Origin of the sequence: Microlunatus soli (assembly GCF_900105385.1) — a bacterium.
Classification (GTDB): domain Bacteria; phylum Actinomycetota; class Actinomycetes; order Propionibacteriales; family Propionibacteriaceae; genus Microlunatus; species Microlunatus soli.
The window spans coordinates 6,068,239-6,088,059 of the sequence record NZ_LT629772.1; the positions used below are offsets into that span (position 1 = coordinate 6,068,239).

Sequence of the window (19,821 nt, forward strand, 5' to 3'; positions counted from 1 at the left end):
ATCGGTCGTCGGGTCCCGTGCCGACAGACTCCGTAGGATGACGTTGTCATGATCGACACCTTCGACAAGCATTCCGACCTGACGATTGCCGGTGGTCCGGTCCGGGTCTATCGTGCCGGCGAGACCGGCCCGCCGCTGCTGTTGCTGCACGGCGGGATGCTGGACACCGCCCCAGGGGTCTGGCGCAACGTCGCTCCGCAGCTGTCTGTTGATCATCAGGTCTACCTGATCGACCTGCCGCGACACGGTGGAAGCCGGCCCTGGAAGGGCATGCTCGACGCAGATTTCTTCACCGGGTTCCTGGCCGAGCTGCTGGACACGCTGGGCCTGGAACGCGTGTCGATCATGGGTTTGTCACTCGGCGCCGGAGTGGCGATCGGGTACGCCCTGCAACACCCGGAGCGGGTCGAGCGGCTGATCGCCATCGGTCCCGGCGGGTTGGGGAACCGACGCACGGCGCAGTTCCTGACCTGGATGATCATCCGGACGCCGGGCCTGATGAGGCTGATCAGCCGCTACCTTGCCGCCCGGCCGAAGGCGATCCGGACCTCCATGATCGACAACCTGGTCGCCGGAACACAGACCCGCGACTTCGAGACGATCGTCGAACTGGTCAGCGCGGAAGCGCGGGCCAAGGCGGCCCACCGGGAGCCGGCCCTGGACGACTGGATGGTGCGGGCGTACGGGCCGTTCGCGATGCGGCTGGACTATCTGCCCGAGCTCGACCGGCTGCAGGTGCCGACGCTCTGGGTCCGCGGTGACCGGGATCCGTTGGTCGGCGCGGCTGAACTGGCTGCGGCGGCCGAGGCAGCGCCGACCTCCCGACTGGTCACGATGACGGGCGCCGGACACATCGTCAGCTATGACCGGCCCGACGAACTCTGCCGGCTCGCCCGCGAATTCCTGGCCGAGCGCGATTCCGGCTGAGCCGGAACCCGTCCGGAAAGGAACCGACTTCAGCCGAGCGCTTCGACGATGGCATCCCAGAGCTGGTAGCCGCCCAGGGCGATGAACAGCAGGGCGCAGATGCCGAGCACGACGTTGTGCCAGATCTTGTTGCGGTACTCGCCCGGGACCCGGTCGGTGTTCAGGATCGGCAGCAGAGTGATCGCCAGGAACGGCATGAACAACGATCCGAGCACGCCGTAGATCAAGATCAACAGGATCGGCTTGCCGAGGAGCAGCAGCAGCATCGGCGGGAACGTCAGCCAGATCAGGTAGGCCCGGAAGTACTTACCGTTGAGCTGGGCATCCGGATGGTCCGAGCCCTTGCCGCGCATGTTCGCCCAGAAGTCGGCGAACATCATCGAGACGCCGTTCCAGACCCCGATGATGGAGGTGAATGCCGCCGCCCAGAAGCCGATCAGGAACCCGACACCGATCACGTCACCGTACTTGGCGCGCAGCACCCTGCTGAGGTCGACGAGTCCGGTGTCACCGGTGGACAAGGTGACCCCGGCGGACCGGACGACCTCGGCACCGACGATCAACATGGCGACCACGAAGATGCCGGTCATCACGTAGGCCATGGTGTTGTCCAGCCGCATCACCCGCATGAACGGGATCTTGTCCCAACCCTTCTCCCGCAGCCAGTAGCCGTAGGCGGCCAGTGTGATCGTGCCGCCGACGCCGCCGGCCAGGGCCAAGGTGTAGAAGGTCCCGCCCTCGGGGATCAGCGGGATCAGACCCTTGATCGTCTCGCCGAGATTCGGCGCGGCGATCACGGCGAGTCCGACCACGACGATGAACATCACGCCGACCAGCGCCGCGGTGATCTTCTCGAACACCGAGTATCGACCGAACCAGACGAGCGCGAAGCCGAGCAGTCCGCAGATGATCGCGCCGACCGGGATCGGGATGCCGAACAGGGCGTTCAGCGGCAGCGCCGTCGACGACATCGCCGACGCACCGTAGACGAATCCCCAGATCACGATGTACGGGCCGAAGTACCAGGTCGGCCAGCGGCCCAGGCTGCGCCAACCTTCGAAGATCGTCTTCCCGGTGGACACGGTGTAGCGGCCGGCGCCCTCCACCAGCACGATCTTCATGATCACGCCGATGATCACCGCCCAGAGCAGCCCGTAGCCGTACTTGCTGCCCGCCACCAGGGTGGCCACCATGTCGGCGGCGCCGACGCCGGTGGCGGCCACCACCAGGCCCGGTCCGACGATCTTCCACTTGGTCGGTGGGACTTGTTCGGTCTGGGTCGTCCGCTCGGTCATCTGTGCCTCTCGCTGTCGGCTGTGGCGCAGACGGCCGCAGCCGCATCGCCAGCGGCAGGTTAGAACACCTTCACCGATAATCGGTGACTTTCGGTGCGCGTGGCGATCAGCCGAAGACCGATCTGTTATCCGCCGCCCAGGTGGCAAAACTCCGCGCGGGTCGGCCGAGCAGCTGCTGCACCGTCGGGAGCACGGCACGCTCCGGCGCGCTCGGACGGCCGATCAGGTCGAGGGTCGCGTCGGCGTATTCGGCCGGCATCGTACGGAGCATCTCGGCGCGCGCGCGATCCACGGGCAGCTCGACGAATCCGATCTCCCGCTGCAGCAGCTCGGCGATGATCTCGACCCGCTGCCGGGGCGACAGCAGCTCGGGTCCGGTGAGCGTGTAGACCTGTCCCGCGTGCCCGGCCTCGGAGGGTGCGGTGAGTGCGAGCTTGGCGACCGCGGCGATGTCGTACGGATCGATCAGCGGCGTGGCGACGTCGCCGAACGGTGCACGCACCGTCCCGCTCTTGATCATCTCCAGCCACCACAGGGTATTGCTCGCGAACTGCCCCGGCCGCAGCACGGTCACTTCGTCGAACCGCTCGGCGAGCATCCGTTCGGCAGGGCCCTGGTCGCGGGAGATCACCGAGTCCGGTCGAGTACCGGCCGCAAGCGAGGACAGGAAGACGATGCGACGGACGCCGGCGCCGACGGCGGCCGTCGCGACCTCGTCGATGTCGCCGGCAACCTGTCCGCCGTGCAACAGGAACATCGCATCGACGCCGTGCAGGGCGTCGGTGAGCGTCTCGGGACGGTCGAAGTCACCGAAGACGACCTCCACCGGCAGGTCGGTGTCCTCGGGTTTGCGGCTGATCGCACGGGTCGGAACGTCGTCGGCGGCGAGCTGGTGGACAAGCTGACGGCCGACCGTCCCGGTCGCTCCACTGATCAAGATCATGATGGCAGTCCTTATTTATCGAGTGATGACTCAATAAATGTAGGCTGGGGTCGTCGGGAACACAAGGGGCAGCCCACCGGCATCGCTATACAGGACGGGAACACAGCTGATGAACAACCCAGCCGGGTCGAGCCGCCGGAGGGGGCGTCCGAGGACCGGCGTCCGCGAATCCGTGCTCGCCACCGCATCGGCACTGCTGGACGAGTCCGGTGCCGCCGGGTTCACCACCAAGGCGGTCGCAGCCCGCGCCGGCGTCGCCGAATCGAGCATCTTCTACCACTTCGGCGATCGGCTGGGCCTGTTGCAGGAGGTCATCTTCGCCGAGGTCGGTGGGTACAAACAGCTGATCGACAGCCTGATGGTCGACCCGGAACCGCCGGACCTCGAGGTCGGTCTGCGACGGGTGCTGGATTACCTCGAGGACTACTTCGAACGCCTGCTCCCCGGGATGACGACGCTGCAGGCCGACCCGCAGACGCTGGCCGCCTTCCGGGACCGCAGCCAGGAACTTGATCTCGGTCCGCACCGCGCCGTCGGCCTGCTCCGGGACTATCTGCGGTCCGAGCGCGCCGCCGGCCGGGTCGCTGCCGATGCCGACCTGCTGGTGGTTGCGACGTTCGCGGTCGGGTCCGCCTTGCAGCGGGCCCAGCTGCGCCGATTCGGTGGACGGGCCCGATCGCTGCCGTCGAACGGCCAGCTCACCCGCCAGCTGGTCCGGCTCCTGAGCTGATCGGCGCCGCTACCGTCGACCGATGATCATGGTCGGTCAAAGCCTCAACGATGAACCGTCGGTGAGACTCAGTGGGCCTGCATCACGACCACGGTACGGCCAGGGATGGTGACCAGACCGTCGGCGGGCACCGGATCGGTCGGCAGCTCGCCGTCGACGCCGGTATGGGCCAGCACCGTGTATTCCTTCGCCCACGGACCGCCCGGGAGTTGCACCTCGACCGGATCCGCACCGCCGTGGAACCAGATCAACAGGGCGTCCTCCTCGGTGCGATCGTCGCGGTCGTCGGTGAGGAACATGCCCAGCGTCCGACGCTCGCCGTCCTGCCATTCCTGATCGGCCAACTCGACCAGGTTGTCGTGCGGGTAGCCGCCGAACCAGGCCAGATTCTTGCGACCCGACGGACTGCCGTCCAGCAAGGTCACCTGATCGCCGTGCCGGAAGCGACTGCTGCGCAACACCGGATGATCATGACGGAGCTTGAGCAGGGCTCCGGTCAGGTCCTTCAGGTCCGCCCACGGCTCCGCGCTGTCCCAGTTCACCCAGGAGATCGGGCCGTCCTGACAGTAGGCGTTGTTGTTGCCCTCCTGGGTCCGTCCGATCTCGTCCGCGGCGGTGATCATCGGCACGCCGCTGGACAGGATCGTGGTGGCGATCAGGTTCTTCGTCTGACGGTGCCGCAAGGCGTTGATCTCGGGATTGTCGGTCTCGCCCTCGTAGCCGCAGTTCCAGGATCGGTTGTCGTCGGAGCCGTCCCGGTTGGACTCGCCGTTGGCTCCGTTGTGTTTGAGGTCATAGGTGACCAGGTCACGGAGGGTGAAGCCGTCATGAGCAGTGACGAAGTTGATGCTCGCGTCGGCCTGCCGGTCATCATGATCAAAGATGTCGGGAGAGCCGGCCAGCCGCGCCGACAGCTCCTGGACGCCGCCGATGTTGCCGCGCCAGAAGTCCCGGACGAATCCGCGGAAGCGGTCGTTCCACTCGCTCCATCGGCTGCCGAAGCCCCCCACCTGATAGCCGTACGGGCCGACATCCCACGGCTCGGCGATCATCTTGATGTCGGCCAGCAGCGGATCCTCGGCGATCGCCGCCTTCAGCGGATGATCTTGACGGACGTGATGCTGGCCGTCCCGCAGCAGGGTGGTGGCGAGGTCGAATCGGAAGCCGTCGACACCCATCTCGGTCACCCAGTAGCGCAACGAGTCGATGATCATCTTCTGTACGCCGGGATTGGAGGTGTCGACCGAGTTACCGGTACCGGTGACGTCATAGTCGTTGCGTTGATCCTGGGTCAGCCGGTAGTAGCCGGCGTGGTCGATGCCCCGGTAGCACAGCGTCGGTCCCTCGTGACCGCCCTCGCCGGTGTGGTTGAAGACGACGTCCAGGATGACCTCCAGGCCGGCCTGGTGCAGGGCGGTCACCATCTCCTTGAACTCGCGGACCTGGGAGCCCATGGTGCCGACCGAGCAGTAGGAGGCGTGCGGTGCGAAGAAGCCGAGCGTGTTGTAGCCCCAGTAGTTGCGCAGCCCGCGGCCGATCAGGAACGGCTCGGACACGAACTGATGGATCGGCAGCAGTTCGACCGCCGTCACGCCGAGCTCGACCAGGTGCTCGATCACCGCCGGGTAGGCGAGTCCGGCGAAGGTTCCGCGCAAATGCTCCGGGACCTGCGGGTGCAGCCGGGTGTAGCCCTTCACGTGGGTCTCGTAGATCACCGAATCGGCCAGGTTGCGGCGCTCGGCGATCGGCTCCGGTGGTGGGCTGTCCTCGACCACCACACTGAGCGGCACGGCAGCGAAGGAGTCGGTCGGATCCGGGGTGAAGTCCGAATCCGGAGTGTGGTCGGAGATCGGGCCGCTGTAGTCGACACCGCCGGTGATGGCCCGGGCATACGGATCGAGCAGCAGTTTGGCGGGGTTGAACCGGCGACCGTCCTCCGGGGCCCACTCGCCGTGCACCCGGAAGCCGTAACGCTGTTCGGCGCCGACGCCGGGCACGTGCACGCTCCAGACGCCGTCCTCGCCGGCGGTCATGTCGTGATTGTGCTGGGTCCGATCCTCGTCGACCAATGCCAGCTCGACTCGTGTCGCGCGCGGAGCCCAGAGGCCGAAGGAGGTCCCGTCGTCGCGGATGTGGGCGCCCAGGAGGGTGCCGTCAGCTGGCGTCGGGAGGTCGATCTGGGTCATCTACGGGCTCTCTTCTCACTCACCTGCGGGCCGCCGGGGGCGGCGCAAAACGGTCTCCATTGTGCCTGACGAATGTCCAGGGACCGCGCGGGACAGGCATCGGCGCCGCACCGGACAGGCAAACGCCGCCGGTCCGGCCCGGTGTGGCATGCCGCACCATTAAGGTTCCTTCATGACTGAGGACCCGGTACGGCTGGAAGTTTCCGACGGTGTGGCGACCCTGCGGATCGACCGACCGAAGGTGAACGCTCTCGACTTCGACCTGCAGGACAGGATCGGAGCAGCGGCCCGGGAGGCGTCGGCGCGAGACGACATCGCGGCGGTGGTGATCACCGGCGGACCGAAGGTGTTCGCCGCCGGCGCCGACATCAAGGAGATGGCCGCCCTCGATCATGCCGACATGCTGCGCCGCTCCAAGCACCTGGTGGACAGCTTCGCCGCCGTCGCCACGATCGGCAAACCGACCGTTGCCGCGATCAACGGCTACGCCCTCGGCGGTGGCTGTGAGCTGGCCCTCTGCGCCGACATCAGGATTGCCGCGGAGGATGCGACGCTGGGCCAACCCGAGGTCAAGCTCGGCGTCATCCCCGGCCTCGGCGGCACCCAGCGGCTGGCCCGGTTGATCGGCCCGAGCCGGGCCAAGGAGTTGATCTTCAGCGGCCGGTTCGTCTCCGCCGAGGAGGCGCTGGCGATCGGGTTGGTCAATCAGGTGGTGCCGCCGTCCGACGTGCTGGACACCGCGACGGCCTGGGCGCGCCAGTTCGTCGGCGGCGCCGCGCTGGCGCTGCGCGCGGCCAAGGAGGCGATCGACCTCGGTAGCGAGGTCGATCTGGCCACCGGCCTGGAGATCGAACGGCAGCAGTTCGCCGCCCTGTTCGGGACCGAGGACCGCGCGATCGGGATGCGATCCTTCATCGAACACGGGCCCGGCAAAGCCGAATTCCGGGGACGGTGAAGACGCCGGTGCGATTCAGAGTCTCTCGGCTGCTTCTCGTTCTCGGACTGTGCTTCGGGCTGATCGGTGTCGGCATGCTGATCGCCGCTGGTGCCACGGCAGTGAGTTCACAACGCTTCCAGGCCACCGCCGAGAAGGCCACCGGCCGGGTGGTCGCCGTCGACTCCCATGAGGAATGTGACACCGATCGTCGCAGCGACGGCCGTCGGGTCCGCGAATGCCACACCGTCTACGACTCGACGATCGAGTTCAGCACCGCCGACGGCAAGAAGATCACCTTCGAGTCGAATGTGTCGGGTAGTCAGCCGCCGCGGCCCGGCGATTCCGTCGAGGTGTTGTATCCGCCTGACGATCCGCAGCGCGCCCGGGTCGCCGGCGTCGCCGTCTGGGTGCTGCCGATCGTCTTCGGAGGGATCGGGATCCCGTTCACCCTGGCCGGCGTGATCATGCTCGCCGTGTATCTGAAGGGACGACGGAAGCTGGCCTGGTTGCAGGACTCGGGACGGCGAGTGCAGGGCCAGATCCTCGGCGTCCAGCGCAATCGGCACCTGCGGATCAACAATGTGCACCCCTGGCGGGTGCATGTCGGCTGGCGTGACCCGGCCAGCGGCGCGGCGTACGAATTCGCCAGTGACAATCTGATGTCCGACCCGACACCGGTCCTGGCCGGGGCACAAACCCTGGAGGTGCTGATCGACCCGGCGGACCCGCAGCAGCGGCACTGGGTCGACCTGACACCGTACGGGTTGTCCTCGGACTGACCCGGCCGCTGCCAGGTCCGACCGATCCGACCCCAAACCGATCGCCCCCAAACCGATCGACCCGGACAGAAAGGTTCAGCTGCATGCAGATCACGGATCTCCCGTTGATCAATACGGTCTCGGAGCCGACCGTGCACCCGGACGGGCGGTACGCGGTCTGCGCGGTGACCCGCGCCGATCCGGCAGCCGACAGCTACGTCGGCCAACTCTGGCGGGTCCCGCTGCCGGACACCGACAACGGGCTCGCCGACCACGACCGGGAACCCCGCCGGTTGACCCGCGGCTTCCGGGACAGCGCACCGCGGTTCTCACCGATCGGTGGACTGATCGCCTTCCTCCGCTCCGAACCCGGTGCAGCACCCCAGTTGTACGTGGTGGACGCCGCCGGCGGCGAACCGGTGCAGGTGACCGACCGCAAGCTGGGTGTCCAGGAGTTCGCCTGGTCCCCGGACGGCAACCGGCTCGCCTTCATCAGTCGCGAACCGGAGCCGGGCCGCTACGGCAGCGTCGAGGGTCTGGCGGCCGGGGCGGAACCGGCCCGCCGGATCACTACGGTGCTCTACCAACAGAACGGACTGGGTTACGACCACGACCGACCGGCCCTGGTCTACCTCGTCGACACCCCCGACGTGTACGCCGAGCCGGTGGCGCAGCCCGCACCGACGGCCGACGGGCCGGCGGACCCGCTGCCGGTGGTTGCCGAGCCGACCTTGATCAGCTCGACGACAGACACCGATCACCACGGGCTGAGCTTCGCTCCGGACGGCAACAGTGTGGCGACCATCGCCGCCGTGCATCCCGGTCGCGACCTCGACCGGCGGAACGACATCGTGATCATCGCGATCGACGACGACCGGTTCGACGAGGACGCTGATCAGGACGTCTCGGAGGAGCAGGACGACTCGGGCGTCCAGTACGAGACATCGGTGATCACGGCCGACCACGGTCCGTTCATGATCAACTCGATCGCCTACGGACCGGACGGGCGGCTGTGGTTCGAGGCCGTCGATCTCGGCCCGGACGGTGTGGACTTCGTCGGACGCAACGGCGCGGTGTATCTGATCACCGGGGACGACCAGCCGCCGGTGATGATCACCGACCCGAAGGCCTCCGACGTCGGCGAGCAGTGCAGCACGATCGTGCCCGGCGCCGACGGCACCGCACTGGTCGTCCTCGGTGACCGGGGGAGTCACCAGTTGCTGCGGGTCTCCGAGACCGAACAGCAGCGGCTGACCGACGGCCCCGTTGCGGTCACCGGGATCGCGGCGGCCGGGTCGCCGGACGGCAGCACCGGTCCGATCGTGATCAGCTACAGCGATCCTGACAGCTTCGGCGACCTCGGCCTGCCGTCCGGCGACGGTGGGATACGGCGACTGACCGACTTCTCCGCGGCTGTCCGCCGGCAGGGACTGGTGACTCCGAAGGAGCTGATCATCACCGGGCGGGACGGTTACCCGGTGCACGGCTGGCTCGCCGTCCCGGACGGGCCGGGCCCCTTCCCGGCGCTGTTGATGATCCACGGCGGCCCGTTCGCCGGCTACGGCGTCGGCGCCTTCGACGAGGTCCAGGTGCTGGTCGATGCCGGCTACGCGGTCGCCTTCTGCAACCCGCGGGGATCCCGCGGCTGCGGTGAGCATCACGGCCGAGCGATCCGGCGGCAGATGGGCACCGTCGATCATGCCGACGTGGTGGACTTCTTCGACGGCGCGCTGCGCTCCGACGATCGACTGGACGCCTCTCGGACCGGGATCCTGGGAGGTTCCTACGGCGGCTATCTGACCGCCTGGACCATCGCCCATGATCATCGTTGGGCCGGTGCGATCGTCGAGCGGGGTTTCCTGGATCCGGAACTGTTCCAGGGAACCAGCGATATCGGGTCGTTCTTCGGGGTGGAGTACGTCGGCGAGGACCGGGGGCGGATCCGGGAGCAGAGCCCGCAGGCCAAGGCCGGCGACGTCAGCACGCCGACACTGGTGCTGCATTCCGAACATGATCTACGGTGCCCCTTGAGCCAGGCCGAGCGTTACTATGCGACCCTGAAACGTCAGGGTGTTGACACCGAATTGGTGATCTTCCCGGGTGAGAACCACGAGCTCAGCCGGTCAGGGCGGCCGCGGCATCGGCAGCAGCGCTTCGAGATCATCCTGGACTGGTGGCGCAGCAGGCTGGGCTGAACGAGGATGTCGGTCAGTCGGTGGAGTGAAGGTCGGACGGGGAGTGCAATGGCGGGGCGACCGGAGGGCGGCAAGGACGCCCGGGTGACGATTGCGGCCATCGCCGAACGGGCCGGGGTCTCCGTGCCGACCGTGTCCAAGGTGCTGAACGGTCGCAACGACGTGTCGGCCACTACCCGTGCCAGGGTGGAGAGGCTACTTCAGCAGGCGGGCTACCAGCGCCGACGATCGGCTGCTCCCGGAGCGGTGCCGATGATCGATCTGGTCTTTCCGGCCCTGGACAGTCCGTGGGCGATGGAACTGATCCGTGGTGTCGAGGATGCGGCACGTGAGGCCGGCGTGGAGATCGTGCTGTCCGAGTGCGGCGATCATCGTCGACCGCGGCAGGAGTGGATCGATTCGGTCGTCCACCGGCAGCCGGCCGGCATCATCATGGTGTTCTCCGATCTGGTTCCCGACCAGCGGGCGCAACTGGATGCTCGCCGGATCCCGTACGTGGTGGTGGATCCGGTCGGTGAGGACGACGACACGTTGGCGTCGGTCGGCTCCAACAACTGGAACGGTGGCCGGCAGGCCACCCGGCACCTGATCGATCTCGGGCATCGCCGGATCGGGGCGATCAGCGGACCGGCGGAGACGATCTGCGCCCGAGCCCGGATGGACGGTTACGCCGATGCGCTGCGCCGGTCCGGGATCATCGAGGATCCGGAACTGACCCGGGAGGCCGACTTCAGCGTCGAGGGCGGTTACGCGGCGGCGGTGCAGTTGTTGCAGCTGGCCGATCGGCCGACCGCGATCTTCGCCAGCAGCGACCTGATGGCGCTCGGTGTGCTGCGGGCCGCGCGGGAACGCGGGCTGGAGGTGCCGGACGACCTGTCCGTTGTCGGCTACGACAATCTGCCGCTGACCGACTGGGTCTGGCCGACGCTGACCACGATCGACCAGCCGCTGTACGAGATGGCCGTTGCGGCGACCCAATTGGTGCTGGGACTGTCCCGCGGTGAGCAGCCGATCAGCCATCGGATCGACCTTGCCGTGCGATTGGTGGTGCGGCACAGCACGGCGGCGATCTGAAGCCACCGAGGCGATCCACCGACGGCTCGGGTCCGTTGACGAGCGGACGGTGGCTGGCCTAGAGTCGACTTTCGATAACGTCGCGAAAGTTTCGGGGTGTCGTGCCGGTGGGTGCACCGGACCCGCACGACAACCGTCAACGCGGCAACGGTCAACCGACAGCGTCAGCCCGAGAACGGTCATCTCATGCATCCTTGGAACGATCCCGGACACACCGTCGCCGAGCGGGTGGACGCCCTGCTCGCCGAGCTGACGCTGGAGGAGAAGATCGGCCAGCTCGGGAGCTACTGGTCCCGTACCGGATCCCACGGGGGTGGGTCCGGTACGGATCCGGTCGCCTCCCAGGTCGCGTCCGAGGAACCAGCCGAGCCGACCGGCGATCGGCCCGGCGCCGGCGACGAGGTCGCCCCGATGCAGGCCGTCTTCGACGCGGCCCGCAAGGGTCTGGACAAGACCGCCGAGCACGGGCTGGGGCAGCTGACCCGGGTGTTCGGGACGGCGCCGGTCACCGCGGCCGACGGTGTACGGCGGTTGGCCGACCTGCAACAGCAGGTGACCGCACGGTCCCGGCTCGGCATTCCGGCGATCGCGCACGAGGAATGCCTGACCGGCTTCACCACGCTCGGGGCGACGGTCTACCCGGCCGCCATCGCTTGGGGCGCCACCTTCGATCCGGAGCTGATCGAGCAGATGGCTGCGGCGATCGGCAGCGACCTGGCCGCGGTCGGCGTGCATCAGGGGCTGTCGCCGTTGCTGGACGTCGTGCGGGACTATCGCTGGGGTCGGGTCGAGGAGACCATCGGCGAGGACCCGTACCTGGTCGGAACGCTCGGCACGGCGTACGTGAAGGGGCTGCAGAGCGCGGGCGTGATCGCGACCTTGAAGCACTTCTGCGGCTACTCGGCATCGCGCGCCGGCCGGAACCATGCGCCGGTCCCGATGGGACGGCGCGAGTTCGGCGACGTGCTGTTGCCCAGCTTCGAGATGGCGGTCCGGCTCGGCGGTGTCCGGTCGGTGATGAACTCCTACTCCGACGTCGACGGCGTTCCGGTGGCCGCCGACCACGATCTGCTGACCCGAACGCTCCGCGATCACTGGGGTTTCAGCGGGACGGTGGTGTCGGACTACTGGTCGATCCCGTTCCTGCAGACGATGCACCGGGTGGCCGCGGACTCGACCGAGGCCGGCGGGCTCGCGTTGGCGGCCGGACTGGACGTCGAACTGCCGGAGACCAGTGCCTACGCCGATCTGGCCAAGGCGATCGGCTCCGGGCTGATCACCGAACAGACCGTCGACACCGCTGTCCGCCGGGTGCTCACCCACAAGATCGAACTCGGCCTGCTGGACCCGGACTGGCAGCCGGTGGCCGACGGCGACGGGATCGACCTGGACAGTGATCACAACCGTGGGCTGGCCCGCCGGGTGGCGGAGGAGTCGATCACCCTGCTGGCCAACGACGGTGTGCTGCCGGTGCGGCCTGATCACGGCTCCACGATCGCCGTGATCGGGCCGGTCGCCGACGACGTCCGGACCTTCTTCGGGTGCTACTCCTTCCCCAATCACGTGCTGTCGCGGGCGGGCAGCACCGACATCGGACTGCCGGCCGACGACCTGGTCGGGGCGATGACCGCAGAGTTCGTCGATGCTCAGGTCCGGCACGCGCAGGGCGTGCCGATTCTGGAAGCCGACTCGACCGGCATCGACGAGGCGACCCGGCTGGTCGGAGACAGTGATCTGGTGGTGCTGGCGGTCGGTGATCGGGCCGGCATGTTCGGTACCGGTACCTCCGGCGAGGGCTGCGACTCGGTCGACCTGTCGCTGCCGGGGCTGCAGGGCCGGCTTGCCGAGGCCGTACTGGATGCCGCCGAGGCTGCCGGATCGGCGGTGATCTTGGTCGTGGTCTCGGGACGGCCGTACGCGTTGGGCGGTCTCGCCGAACGCTGTGCGGCAGTGGTGCAGGCCTTCATGCCGGGCGTCGAAGGAGGCTCGGCGATCGCCGGCGTGCTCTCCGGCCGGATCAACCCGAGCGGTCGGCTGCCGATCGGCATCCCGGACCATCCCGGCGGCCAGCCGGGCAGCTACCTCGCGCCGCCCCTGGGCTGGTACAGCGACGGTGTGTCCAACCTCGATCCGCGTCCGCTGTACCCCTTCGGACACGGGCTGAGCTACACCAGCTTCGACCTTGTTGATCTTGAACTCAGCACCGAACAAATCAACACCGACGGTGCGGTCGAGGTGTCGGCGACCGTGATCAACTCCGGCGACCGAGCCGGTGCCGAGGTCGTCCAGCTCTACGCCGGCGACCCGGTCGCCCGCGTCGCCCGGCCCCTGAAACAACTGATCGGATTCGCCAAGGTCGCCCTGCAGCCGGGTGAAGCGGCTCGGGTGCGATTCACCGTGGACGCCGATCGATTCAGCTATCTCGGACCGGGACCGGTCGGCCCCGACTACCGCCGGATCGTCGACCCCGGTGTGATCGAGCTGTCGATCGGACGATCCAGCGAGGACCGGCCGCTGCAGGCCGAGTTGATGATCACCGGCGCCGTACGCGAGGTCGGAGACGGCCGGGTGCTGGACACGCCGGTCGCCGTCACGACCGTCCGCTGACCAGCACTGCCGAGCCAGGGACGGGGCGGTCAGCCAGCCGACGGTCGGTCAGGCGCCGCTGAAGAGGATCAGGTTGCCATCGCGATCACGAACGACGAATTGATGCGCACCCCAGGGTTGACGCATCAGCCTCTGCTGGAACTCCACGTCGGCGGCGGAGTATTCGCGGTAGAGGGCTTTCACGTTGTCGACGGTGATCGACGCCGCGAGTAGTTGATCATCTTCACGAACGGTGCCGTAGTACACAGGATCGCAAACATGACGGAGGTTGAGATACACCTCGTCGCGGCGTACCTGTCCGTAGAACGGTGGGTCGCCGTGGGTGAAGACGACGGTGAAACCCAACTCCTGTTCGAAGAACGCGCAGGCGGCGCTGATGTCGGAGACGAACAGTTGTGGTTCGGCCCGGGTGAGGGCCGGTGGCCCGTCGTGGTCGGGGGGTGCGGCCGACTCGGGCATCTGGGCTACTCCTGCCTTCAACAAGGCCCACGACCGGTATCCGGCTTCGCGTGCCAACACGAGTTGTGCGTCGGCGAGCACGAAGCGCTGCGCGAGGATCTCTTTGTCACTCAGACCCCGGTAGTCCGGCACGGCGAGCCGGATCCGCTCGGCGACGGCATAGTTCCGCTCCTGGTGCCAGCGCAGTAGCTGCCGTGCCTGCTTCCGCAGATTCTCAAGATTTGTCATGGGCGCACTTCTGGATAGTTGCGAGGTGGGCATGGCCCCTTCGGCAAGTGCCGGCGCGCCCTCATTCGGCAGCTCCTGCATCCTGCCGTCGGCGATTGCTCGGTGTCAAGGAGTTGCTGAATCCACGGCGCGGCCGATAGCGACGGCGCTCGACGCAGACCCTTTGACCCTTTGCAACTCGTCCTCGGTATCGAGTTGTCCGCGGAGCCTGCCTACTCGGGGAATGCTCGATCGGCGTCGATCCAGGTCGATTCGTCGGCAGGGTCAGCGACAGGGATGAGCACGTCGGCCGTTCGGAAGGCGACCCTTCGGGCTTGTGGGGACCAGTCCTTGCTTGGCTCGTAGCTGGGTCCGGAAATACAGACGGGTTCAGATCTCGTGGCGAGACAGATCGTCTGGGTCGCGTTGCGGATCTCGATGGTTCGGCCGTGCAGCATGCGTCGTTGGACGGCCCCGCGTTTGTACCAGCGCCCGGTCGGGGTGCCGACCTCCATGATCAACGGGTGGCCGGAGGCTGGCATCTCGAATGCCGCGGTCACCCTGCCTGCACCGTCGGCCGACGTCTCGATCACCTGTTCCAAGGAGATCCCATCGGGCAGTTCGGTGACCCGGAACGGAACCCTGACGGTATGGGTGCCGGGATGGACCGTCTCGGCGATACGCAGAATGCCGACTCGGTCGAGATTGCAACTCACCCGGAACCAGTGATCTCGGGAGCCCCGCCAGAGGACCGCCCGCGGATAGGGGCCGAAGTCAGGGGCGAGGTCGCCGTACCTGGCGTCGCCCCCCTGCACGGTCACGACCGCCGCGTGTACGGGCCGCAGAGCACGCGGTGGCTTCGCCACCGAGCTGGAGATCAGGCATCCGGCACCTCCGCGGTCACTGATCGAGGTTGAACTCTCGGTGGGACCGACGTTTCGCTGATCAACCCGCCAGCCGGAGGGGAGGTCGATCCGATGGGTCAGGTGCCACAGGTGAGCGGGGCCTCTGACGACTTGCGGTTCGGCGCATGCGCTGATCGCCGCGATCAGGGTGAGCACGATCGCGGCGCCGAGTAGGCGACGGAGGCCACAGTCCACGAGGGAAGCTTGCGCCCGTCGGCAGGCGTCGCGCGCTGACCGCGCAGCAACGACATCCAAACGTGACCGCGGCCAGCTCCGCCGTCAACGCAAAGGGGCGCGACGATTTTGTAGCGCTGAATCACTGCCTGATCGATTCAAACCCGCCGGGTAGGCAGTCCAGAGCTACGAAACTATTGGCTCGACTCAGTGGGCGACTTCTGCGGCAGGCCGAGCTCCCGAGCGGGACATCTTGTCGATCACGGCCAGCGCGATGGCCGACAGGATGAACACACAATGGATGAGCACCTGCCACAGCACGCCTTCGCTGGTGTATTCCTGCCCGCTGGTGCTACGCGGATTGACCGCACCCAGATCGCTGACCTCGATGAAGGTCCGCAACAGATGCACCGAGGAGATGCCGACGATCGCCATCGCCAGCTTGACCTTGAGCACGTTGGCATTGACATGGGACAGCCACTCCGGCTGGTCCGGGTGTCCGTCGATGTTGATCCGGGACACGAACGTCTCGTAGCCACCGATGATCACCATGATCAGCAGATTGGCGATCATCACCACGTCGATCAGACCGAGCACGCTCAGCATGATCGTGACCTCGTCGATGTGAGCCAGGTCGTGGACGACCTCCTGCCACAGATGCCACAGCTCGACCATGAAGACGATCACGTAGACGAGCTGGGCAACGATCAGACCGATGTAGAGCGGGGCCTGCAGCCAACGGCTGAGGAAGATCAGGTAACCGATTCCGGTGACCCATGGCGCCCTGCGTGACCGGCCGGCCGGGGGCGTCGATGTCATGGACGTCCTCTCTGCTGATGCAACATGCGGGAGGACAGTGTATGTGGAAACGACGCGGTCCAGCCGCTGCGCCGGGCGGCCGCGGCCCCGTAGGCTGACGGCCGGTACGGGGTGTATGTTACTGGCGAGTAATATACGTCCTCAGAGCAGCTCGCGAGTCGAGGGAGAAGAGCGAGAGATATGAAGATCGTCACGCTGATCAAGTACGTTCCCGACGCCACCGGCGATCGCGGCTTCGCCGATGACGGCACAGTCGATCGCGAGGACACCGACGGTGTGCTGTCCGAACTCGACGAGTATGCGGTCGAGCAGGCCCTGCAGATCGCCGACGACGGCGACGACGTCGAGGTGGTCGCCCTGACCCTCGGGCCCGACGACGCCGAGATCGCGGTCAAGCGGGCGCTGCAGATGGGCGCCGACTCCGGTGTACACATCAACGACGAGGCGGTGCACGGCTCCGACGCGCTGGCCACCAGCGCGATCCTGGCCGCAGCCATCACCAAGATCGGTCCCGATCTGGTGATCGCCGGGATGGCGTCGACCGACGGCACGATGGGCGTCGTACCGGCCATGATCAGTGAACGGCTCGGCTGGCCGGCCGCGACCTTCGGCGCCACCCTCGCTGTCGACGGCAGCACGGCGACCATTCGACGCGACGGTGACGTCGCCAGCCAGACCGTCGAGGTCTCACTGCCGGCGGTCGTCAGCGTCACCGACCAGTCGGGCGAGGCCCGCTACCCGTCGATGAAGGGCATCCTGGCGGCGAAGAAGAAGTCGGTCGAGGAATGGGAGCTGGACGACCTCGAGGTGGACGGCGAGGTCGGCCTGTCGGCGGCCTGGACCACCGTGCAGGAGACCGCACCCAAGCCGCCGAAGGAAGCCGGCAAGCAGGTCACCGACTCCGACGGCTCCGGCGCCGCCGCCCTGACCGACTTCCTCAGCGCCGGAAAGTACCTCTGAACCCACAACCTCCGAGTTGTCAGAACGTGGTCGGGCGATAGCGGAACTACGCTTCTGACGAGTCAGATAGGAATTGGCAATGTCGCAGATCTTGGTTGTTGTCGACGGCGCGGTCGCCAAGCCGGCGCTGGAGCTGGTGACGATCGCCCGGCGGTTGGGCGAACCGGTCGCCGTGGTGCTCGGTGCGGGCGGCGAAGATGCCGCCGCAGCGTTGGGCGAGTACGGCGCGGTCAAGGTGCTCACCGCTGACGACCCGGCACTGGGGGAGTTCCTGGTGTCGCCGAAGGTGGACGCGGTCGCCGCCGCCGTCGAGTCGGTGCAGCCGGCAGCCGTCATCTTCGGGTCCAGCCTGGAAGGCAAGGAAGTCGCTGCCCGACTGGCGGTCCGAATCGGCTCCGGGCTGATCACCGACGCCGTCGACGTCCAGCCGGGCGATGAGGGACCGGTCACCACCCAGTCGGTGTTCGCCGGCAACTGGACCGTCCGGTCGACCGTCGGTCACGGCACACCGGTGATCACCGTCAAGGCGAACGCTGCCGCACCGGAGCCTGCCCCGGCCACGCCGACCGTCGAGGCGTTGACCTTCACCGTCGCGGACAGTTCGAAAGGGGCCCGGATCACCAAGTCCGAGCCGAAGCAGGCCAGCGGTCGCCCGGAACTGACGGAGGCGGCGATCGTCGTCTCCGGCGGCCGCGGCACCGGCGGCGATTTCGGACCCGTGGAGGAGTTGGCGGACTCTCTCGGAGCGGCCGTCGGCGCATCCCGGGCGGCCGTCGACTCCGGTTGGTATCCGCACAGCTACCAGGTGGGCCAGACCGGCAAGACCGTGTCCCCGCAGCTGTACATCGCTGCGGGCATCTCCGGTGCCATTCAGCATCGGGCCGGCATGCAGACCTCCAAGGCGATCGTCGCGGTGAACAAGGATCCGGAGGCGCCGATCTTCGCGCTCGCCGATCTGGGAATCGTCGGCGACCTGCATACGGTGCTGCCGGCCGTGACCGCCGCAGTCAAAGCACAGAAGGGCTGAGTCGGAGCGGGACTACGACCGCAACGGTTTGACCATGATCACCGTCGGCCCGTCCCAGCTGATCCCGTTCATTTCTTCCAGGGCAAGGAAGCCGCGGGACCGATAGAACGCGCGTGTCTCGGCATAGCCGGCATGGTCGAACGATGCGCCGACGGTCTTGACCTGGAACAGCGACACCGACTGCTCGCGCAGGTCGTCCTCGATCTGTGCGAGCAGTTGCTTGCCGATGCCCTGTCGCCGGTAGTTGGGGTGGACCGCGATCAGGTGGAGCTCGACCGACTGCGGGAAGTGCGATTCCAGCAGTGCCACGCCGACCGTGCGTCCGTCGTCGATCGCGAGGTAGCTGGTCTTCGACCTGGCATCCTCGACATAGCCCAGGATGGCGTCCTCGATGCCGAACCAGTCCGGGAGCGCGCGCAGAATCTCCTCCGTGGCGCGCGGGTCCCGTCGGCGTTCGATGGTGATCAGGGGATCGGCCGAGGAGGGGATCCCGGCTCGGTCTGCCCCTCGCCCGACCGTCGAGCCGTCGGACCCGGAACTCTGCACCGACTTCCTGTACGGACGCATTCCTGCGAGCTGGTAGAGGTGGAACGCGGCCGGAGACGTTCCACCTTCATCGCTGGTGCGTAGCGCGATCTGCGTCTCACCGAGCCGCTGGCACGCCACCGCCGCACGGGTGAGGAGCGAACGGCCGAGGCCGTGATCGCGTGCCGCGGGATGGACGAAGAGCTCAATGATGAAGGGACAGTCGAGGTCGGCGTCCCAGGGTGATCGGTGAACAACTTGGATCGATCCCGCAGCGCGCCCACCACGCAGTGCCAGCAAGGAGGCCTCGGGGATGAGTGTCCCGAAGTCTCCGGCGTAGGTCGAGTCCATCTCCGCGAGAGCGTCGTTGAGATCGGCTGCACCCACGTGCGGGGGATAACTGGCGAGGTAGAGGTCAGCTACGTCTTCGCGGTGATCGCGGTCGAGCAGGACGTAGTCGATCGGCTGATCGGCGTTCGGCGGCGCGAGTAGAACGAGGTCGGCGAGGTCGCCGATGAGAGTGCTTTTTGGCATGAATGACCCTTGACGTGACGTGGAAGTTCGTGCCGGTGAGAGGTCAGAGCCGGGTCATGGTCGGGATCGTACTGGGCGCCGGTGCAGGACGAGGGCGCCGTCGGTCCGGTGTGCCTCCATGGCGAAGTCGAAGACGTCGGCGTGGGTGGCCAGCTCGATGTCGCGGGGATGGACGTGCTCGATGCCCAGCGACCGCGTCCTGGCTGCTTCGGTGCTGTGGGCGATCCGGTGTCCGGTCCGGTCCGGATCGACGGGTCGTCCGGTCCGTACGGCTTCGATGTAGGCAGCCGTCTCGCGGTCGTCCGCTCCACGCTCGGGATCATCGGGATGCTGACCGGTGATCACGTACGAGGGTGTCCCGAGTCCGCTGTCCTGCACCGCCAGGGCCGTGGCCGACGCGTTGGCCAGGCCGGCGCACCACAGCCGGGTCGCCGAGGTCGCGGCGACGGCACCGCGGGTGCCCGCGAAGGTCCGCAGCACCAATCGTCGCCCGCGCAGATCCGCGGCCGCGACCTCGGCCGGCGAATTGGCGAAATCGAAGCCGCGCAGTCGGCGGGGA

At 67.4% G+C, this 19,821-nt stretch carries 17 protein-coding genes; 9 read left to right on the forward strand and 8 right to left on the reverse strand.

Annotation, left to right across the window (positions count from 1 at the left end):
- Positions 1-48: 48 nt before the first annotated feature.
- On the forward strand, positions 49-927 hold the full coding sequence (locus BLU38_RS27795; protein WP_091529918.1) for an alpha/beta fold hydrolase: 879 nt from the start codon (positions 49-51) through the stop codon (positions 925-927).
- A gap of 29 nt (positions 928-956) precedes the next feature.
- Here the strand turns inward: BLU38_RS27795 and BLU38_RS27800 are convergent, their stop codons facing one another.
- Together BLU38_RS27800 and BLU38_RS27805 are read right to left on the reverse strand one after the other, a co-directional pair.
- Complete coding sequence (locus BLU38_RS27800; RefSeq protein WP_091529921.1) at positions 957-2,222, reverse strand: Nramp family divalent metal transporter; 1,266 nt, start codon at positions 2,220-2,222, stop codon at positions 957-959.
- A 106-nt stretch (positions 2,223-2,328) separates the two neighbouring features.
- A complete protein-coding gene (locus BLU38_RS27805; protein WP_091529924.1) occupies positions 2,329-3,165 on the reverse strand; it encodes an NAD(P)H-binding protein in 837 nt (278 codons plus the stop codon).
- Between the two features lie 109 nt (positions 3,166-3,274).
- On the opposite strand from BLU38_RS27805, the gene BLU38_RS27810 reads away from it, so the two are divergent.
- Positions 3,275-3,895, forward strand: a complete 621-nt coding sequence (locus tag BLU38_RS27810; protein WP_091529927.1) for a TetR/AcrR family transcriptional regulator — start codon at positions 3,275-3,277, stop codon at positions 3,893-3,895.
- Between the two features lie 68 nt (positions 3,896-3,963).
- On the opposite strand, the gene glgX is transcribed toward BLU38_RS27810, so the two are convergent.
- Positions 3,964-6,081 (reverse strand): glycogen debranching protein GlgX, encoded by a 2,118-nt coding sequence (gene glgX / locus BLU38_RS27815; RefSeq protein WP_091529931.1) that lies wholly within the window; start codon positions 6,079-6,081, stop codon positions 3,964-3,966.
- 172 nt (positions 6,082-6,253) lie between these two features.
- On the opposite strand from glgX, the gene BLU38_RS27820 reads away from it, so the two are divergent.
- The 5 genes from BLU38_RS27820 to BLU38_RS27840 all read left to right on the forward strand — a co-directional run bounded on the left by BLU38_RS27820 (position 6,254) and on the right by BLU38_RS27840 (position 13,652).
- A complete protein-coding gene (locus tag BLU38_RS27820; RefSeq protein WP_091529935.1) occupies positions 6,254-7,036 on the forward strand; it encodes an enoyl-CoA hydratase/isomerase family protein in 783 nt (260 codons plus the stop codon).
- A gap of 8 nt (positions 7,037-7,044) precedes the next feature.
- Positions 7,045-7,797: a DUF3592 domain-containing protein gene (locus BLU38_RS27825; protein ID WP_157683764.1), complete on the forward strand. Its 753-nt coding sequence runs from the start codon at positions 7,045-7,047 to the stop codon at positions 7,795-7,797.
- Between the two features lie 83 nt (positions 7,798-7,880).
- Complete coding sequence (locus tag BLU38_RS27830) at positions 7,881-9,971, forward strand: S9 family peptidase (RefSeq protein ID WP_091529942.1); 2,091 nt, start codon at positions 7,881-7,883, stop codon at positions 9,969-9,971.
- Positions 9,972-10,019: 48 nt separating this feature from the next.
- A complete protein-coding gene (locus BLU38_RS27835) occupies positions 10,020-11,045 on the forward strand; it encodes a LacI family DNA-binding transcriptional regulator (protein WP_197679898.1) in 1,026 nt (341 codons plus the stop codon).
- A gap of 186 nt (positions 11,046-11,231) precedes the next feature.
- Positions 11,232-13,652 carry a glycoside hydrolase family 3 N-terminal domain-containing protein gene (locus tag BLU38_RS27840; protein WP_091533285.1) on the forward strand — a complete coding sequence of 807 codons (2,421 nt, stop codon included), beginning with the start codon at positions 11,232-11,234 and terminating at the stop codon, positions 13,650-13,652.
- 48 nt (positions 13,653-13,700) lie between these two features.
- Here BLU38_RS27840 and BLU38_RS27845 read toward each other — a convergent pair whose 3' ends face one another.
- The 3 genes from BLU38_RS27845 to BLU38_RS27855 form a co-directional block, all read right to left on the reverse strand.
- Positions 13,701-14,420 carry a bleomycin resistance protein gene (locus BLU38_RS27845; RefSeq protein WP_197679899.1) on the reverse strand — a complete coding sequence of 240 codons (720 nt, stop codon included), beginning with the start codon at positions 14,418-14,420 and terminating at the stop codon, positions 13,701-13,703.
- Between the two features lie 131 nt (positions 14,421-14,551).
- Complete coding sequence (locus BLU38_RS27850) at positions 14,552-15,139, reverse strand: hypothetical protein (RefSeq protein WP_157683765.1); 588 nt, start codon at positions 15,137-15,139, stop codon at positions 14,552-14,554.
- A 465-nt stretch (positions 15,140-15,604) separates the two neighbouring features.
- The gene (locus tag BLU38_RS27855; protein WP_091529956.1) at positions 15,605-16,216 is read right to left on the reverse strand and encodes a TIGR00645 family protein; all 612 of its coding nucleotides are present in this window, start codon (positions 16,214-16,216) and stop codon (positions 15,605-15,607) included.
- A 180-nt stretch (positions 16,217-16,396) separates the two neighbouring features.
- Between BLU38_RS27855 and BLU38_RS27860 the strand changes: the two genes are divergently transcribed.
- Entirely contained in the window at positions 16,397-17,176 is a 780-nt protein-coding gene (locus BLU38_RS27860; protein WP_091529961.1) for an electron transfer flavoprotein subunit beta/FixA family protein, read from the forward strand.
- A 79-nt stretch (positions 17,177-17,255) separates the two neighbouring features.
- A complete protein-coding gene (locus BLU38_RS27865) occupies positions 17,256-18,203 on the forward strand; it encodes an electron transfer flavoprotein subunit alpha/FixB family protein (protein WP_091529966.1) in 948 nt (315 codons plus the stop codon).
- 12 nt (positions 18,204-18,215) lie between these two features.
- On the opposite strand, the gene BLU38_RS27870 is transcribed toward BLU38_RS27865, so the two are convergent.
- Complete coding sequence (locus BLU38_RS27870) at positions 18,216-19,262, reverse strand: GNAT family N-acetyltransferase (protein WP_091529969.1); 1,047 nt, start codon at positions 19,260-19,262, stop codon at positions 18,216-18,218.
- A gap of 54 nt (positions 19,263-19,316) precedes the next feature.
- On the reverse strand, positions 19,317-19,811 hold the full coding sequence (locus BLU38_RS31280) for a 2-phosphosulfolactate phosphatase (RefSeq protein WP_091529971.1): 495 nt from the start codon (positions 19,809-19,811) through the stop codon (positions 19,317-19,319).
- Positions 19,812-19,821 lie beyond the last annotated feature (10 nt).

Bases quoted from the DNA above. Each gene is read 5' to 3' on its own strand.
- BLU38_RS27795 (WP_091529918.1), top strand. From the start codon at position 49: ATGATCGACACCTTCGACAAGCATTCCGACCTGACGATTGCCGGTGGT.
- BLU38_RS27800 (WP_091529921.1), bottom strand. From the start codon at position 2,222: ATGACCGAGCGGACGACCCAGACCGAACAAGTCCCACCGACCAAGTGG.
- BLU38_RS27805 (WP_091529924.1), bottom strand. From the start codon at position 3,165: ATGATCTTGATCAGTGGAGCGACCGGGACGGTCGGCCGTCAGCTTGTC.
- BLU38_RS27810 (WP_091529927.1), top strand. From the start codon at position 3,275: ATGAACAACCCAGCCGGGTCGAGCCGCCGGAGGGGGCGTCCGAGGACC.
- glgX (WP_091529931.1), bottom strand. From the start codon at position 6,081: ATGACCCAGATCGACCTCCCGACGCCAGCTGACGGCACCCTCCTGGGC.
- BLU38_RS27820 (WP_091529935.1), top strand. From the start codon at position 6,254: ATGACTGAGGACCCGGTACGGCTGGAAGTTTCCGACGGTGTGGCGACC.
- BLU38_RS27830 (WP_091529942.1), top strand. From the start codon at position 7,881: ATGCAGATCACGGATCTCCCGTTGATCAATACGGTCTCGGAGCCGACC.
- BLU38_RS27835 (WP_197679898.1), top strand. From the start codon at position 10,020: ATGGCGGGGCGACCGGAGGGCGGCAAGGACGCCCGGGTGACGATTGCG.
- BLU38_RS27840 (WP_091533285.1), top strand. From the start codon at position 11,232: ATGCATCCTTGGAACGATCCCGGACACACCGTCGCCGAGCGGGTGGAC.
- BLU38_RS27845 (WP_197679899.1), bottom strand. From the start codon at position 14,420: ATGCAGGAGCTGCCGAATGAGGGCGCGCCGGCACTTGCCGAAGGGGCC.
- BLU38_RS27855 (WP_091529956.1), bottom strand. From the start codon at position 16,216: ATGACATCGACGCCCCCGGCCGGCCGGTCACGCAGGGCGCCATGGGTC.
- BLU38_RS27860 (WP_091529961.1), top strand. From the start codon at position 16,397: ATGAAGATCGTCACGCTGATCAAGTACGTTCCCGACGCCACCGGCGAT.
- BLU38_RS27865 (WP_091529966.1), top strand. From the start codon at position 17,256: ATGTCGCAGATCTTGGTTGTTGTCGACGGCGCGGTCGCCAAGCCGGCG.
- BLU38_RS27870 (WP_091529969.1), bottom strand. From the start codon at position 19,262: ATGCCAAAAAGCACTCTCATCGGCGACCTCGCCGACCTCGTTCTACTC.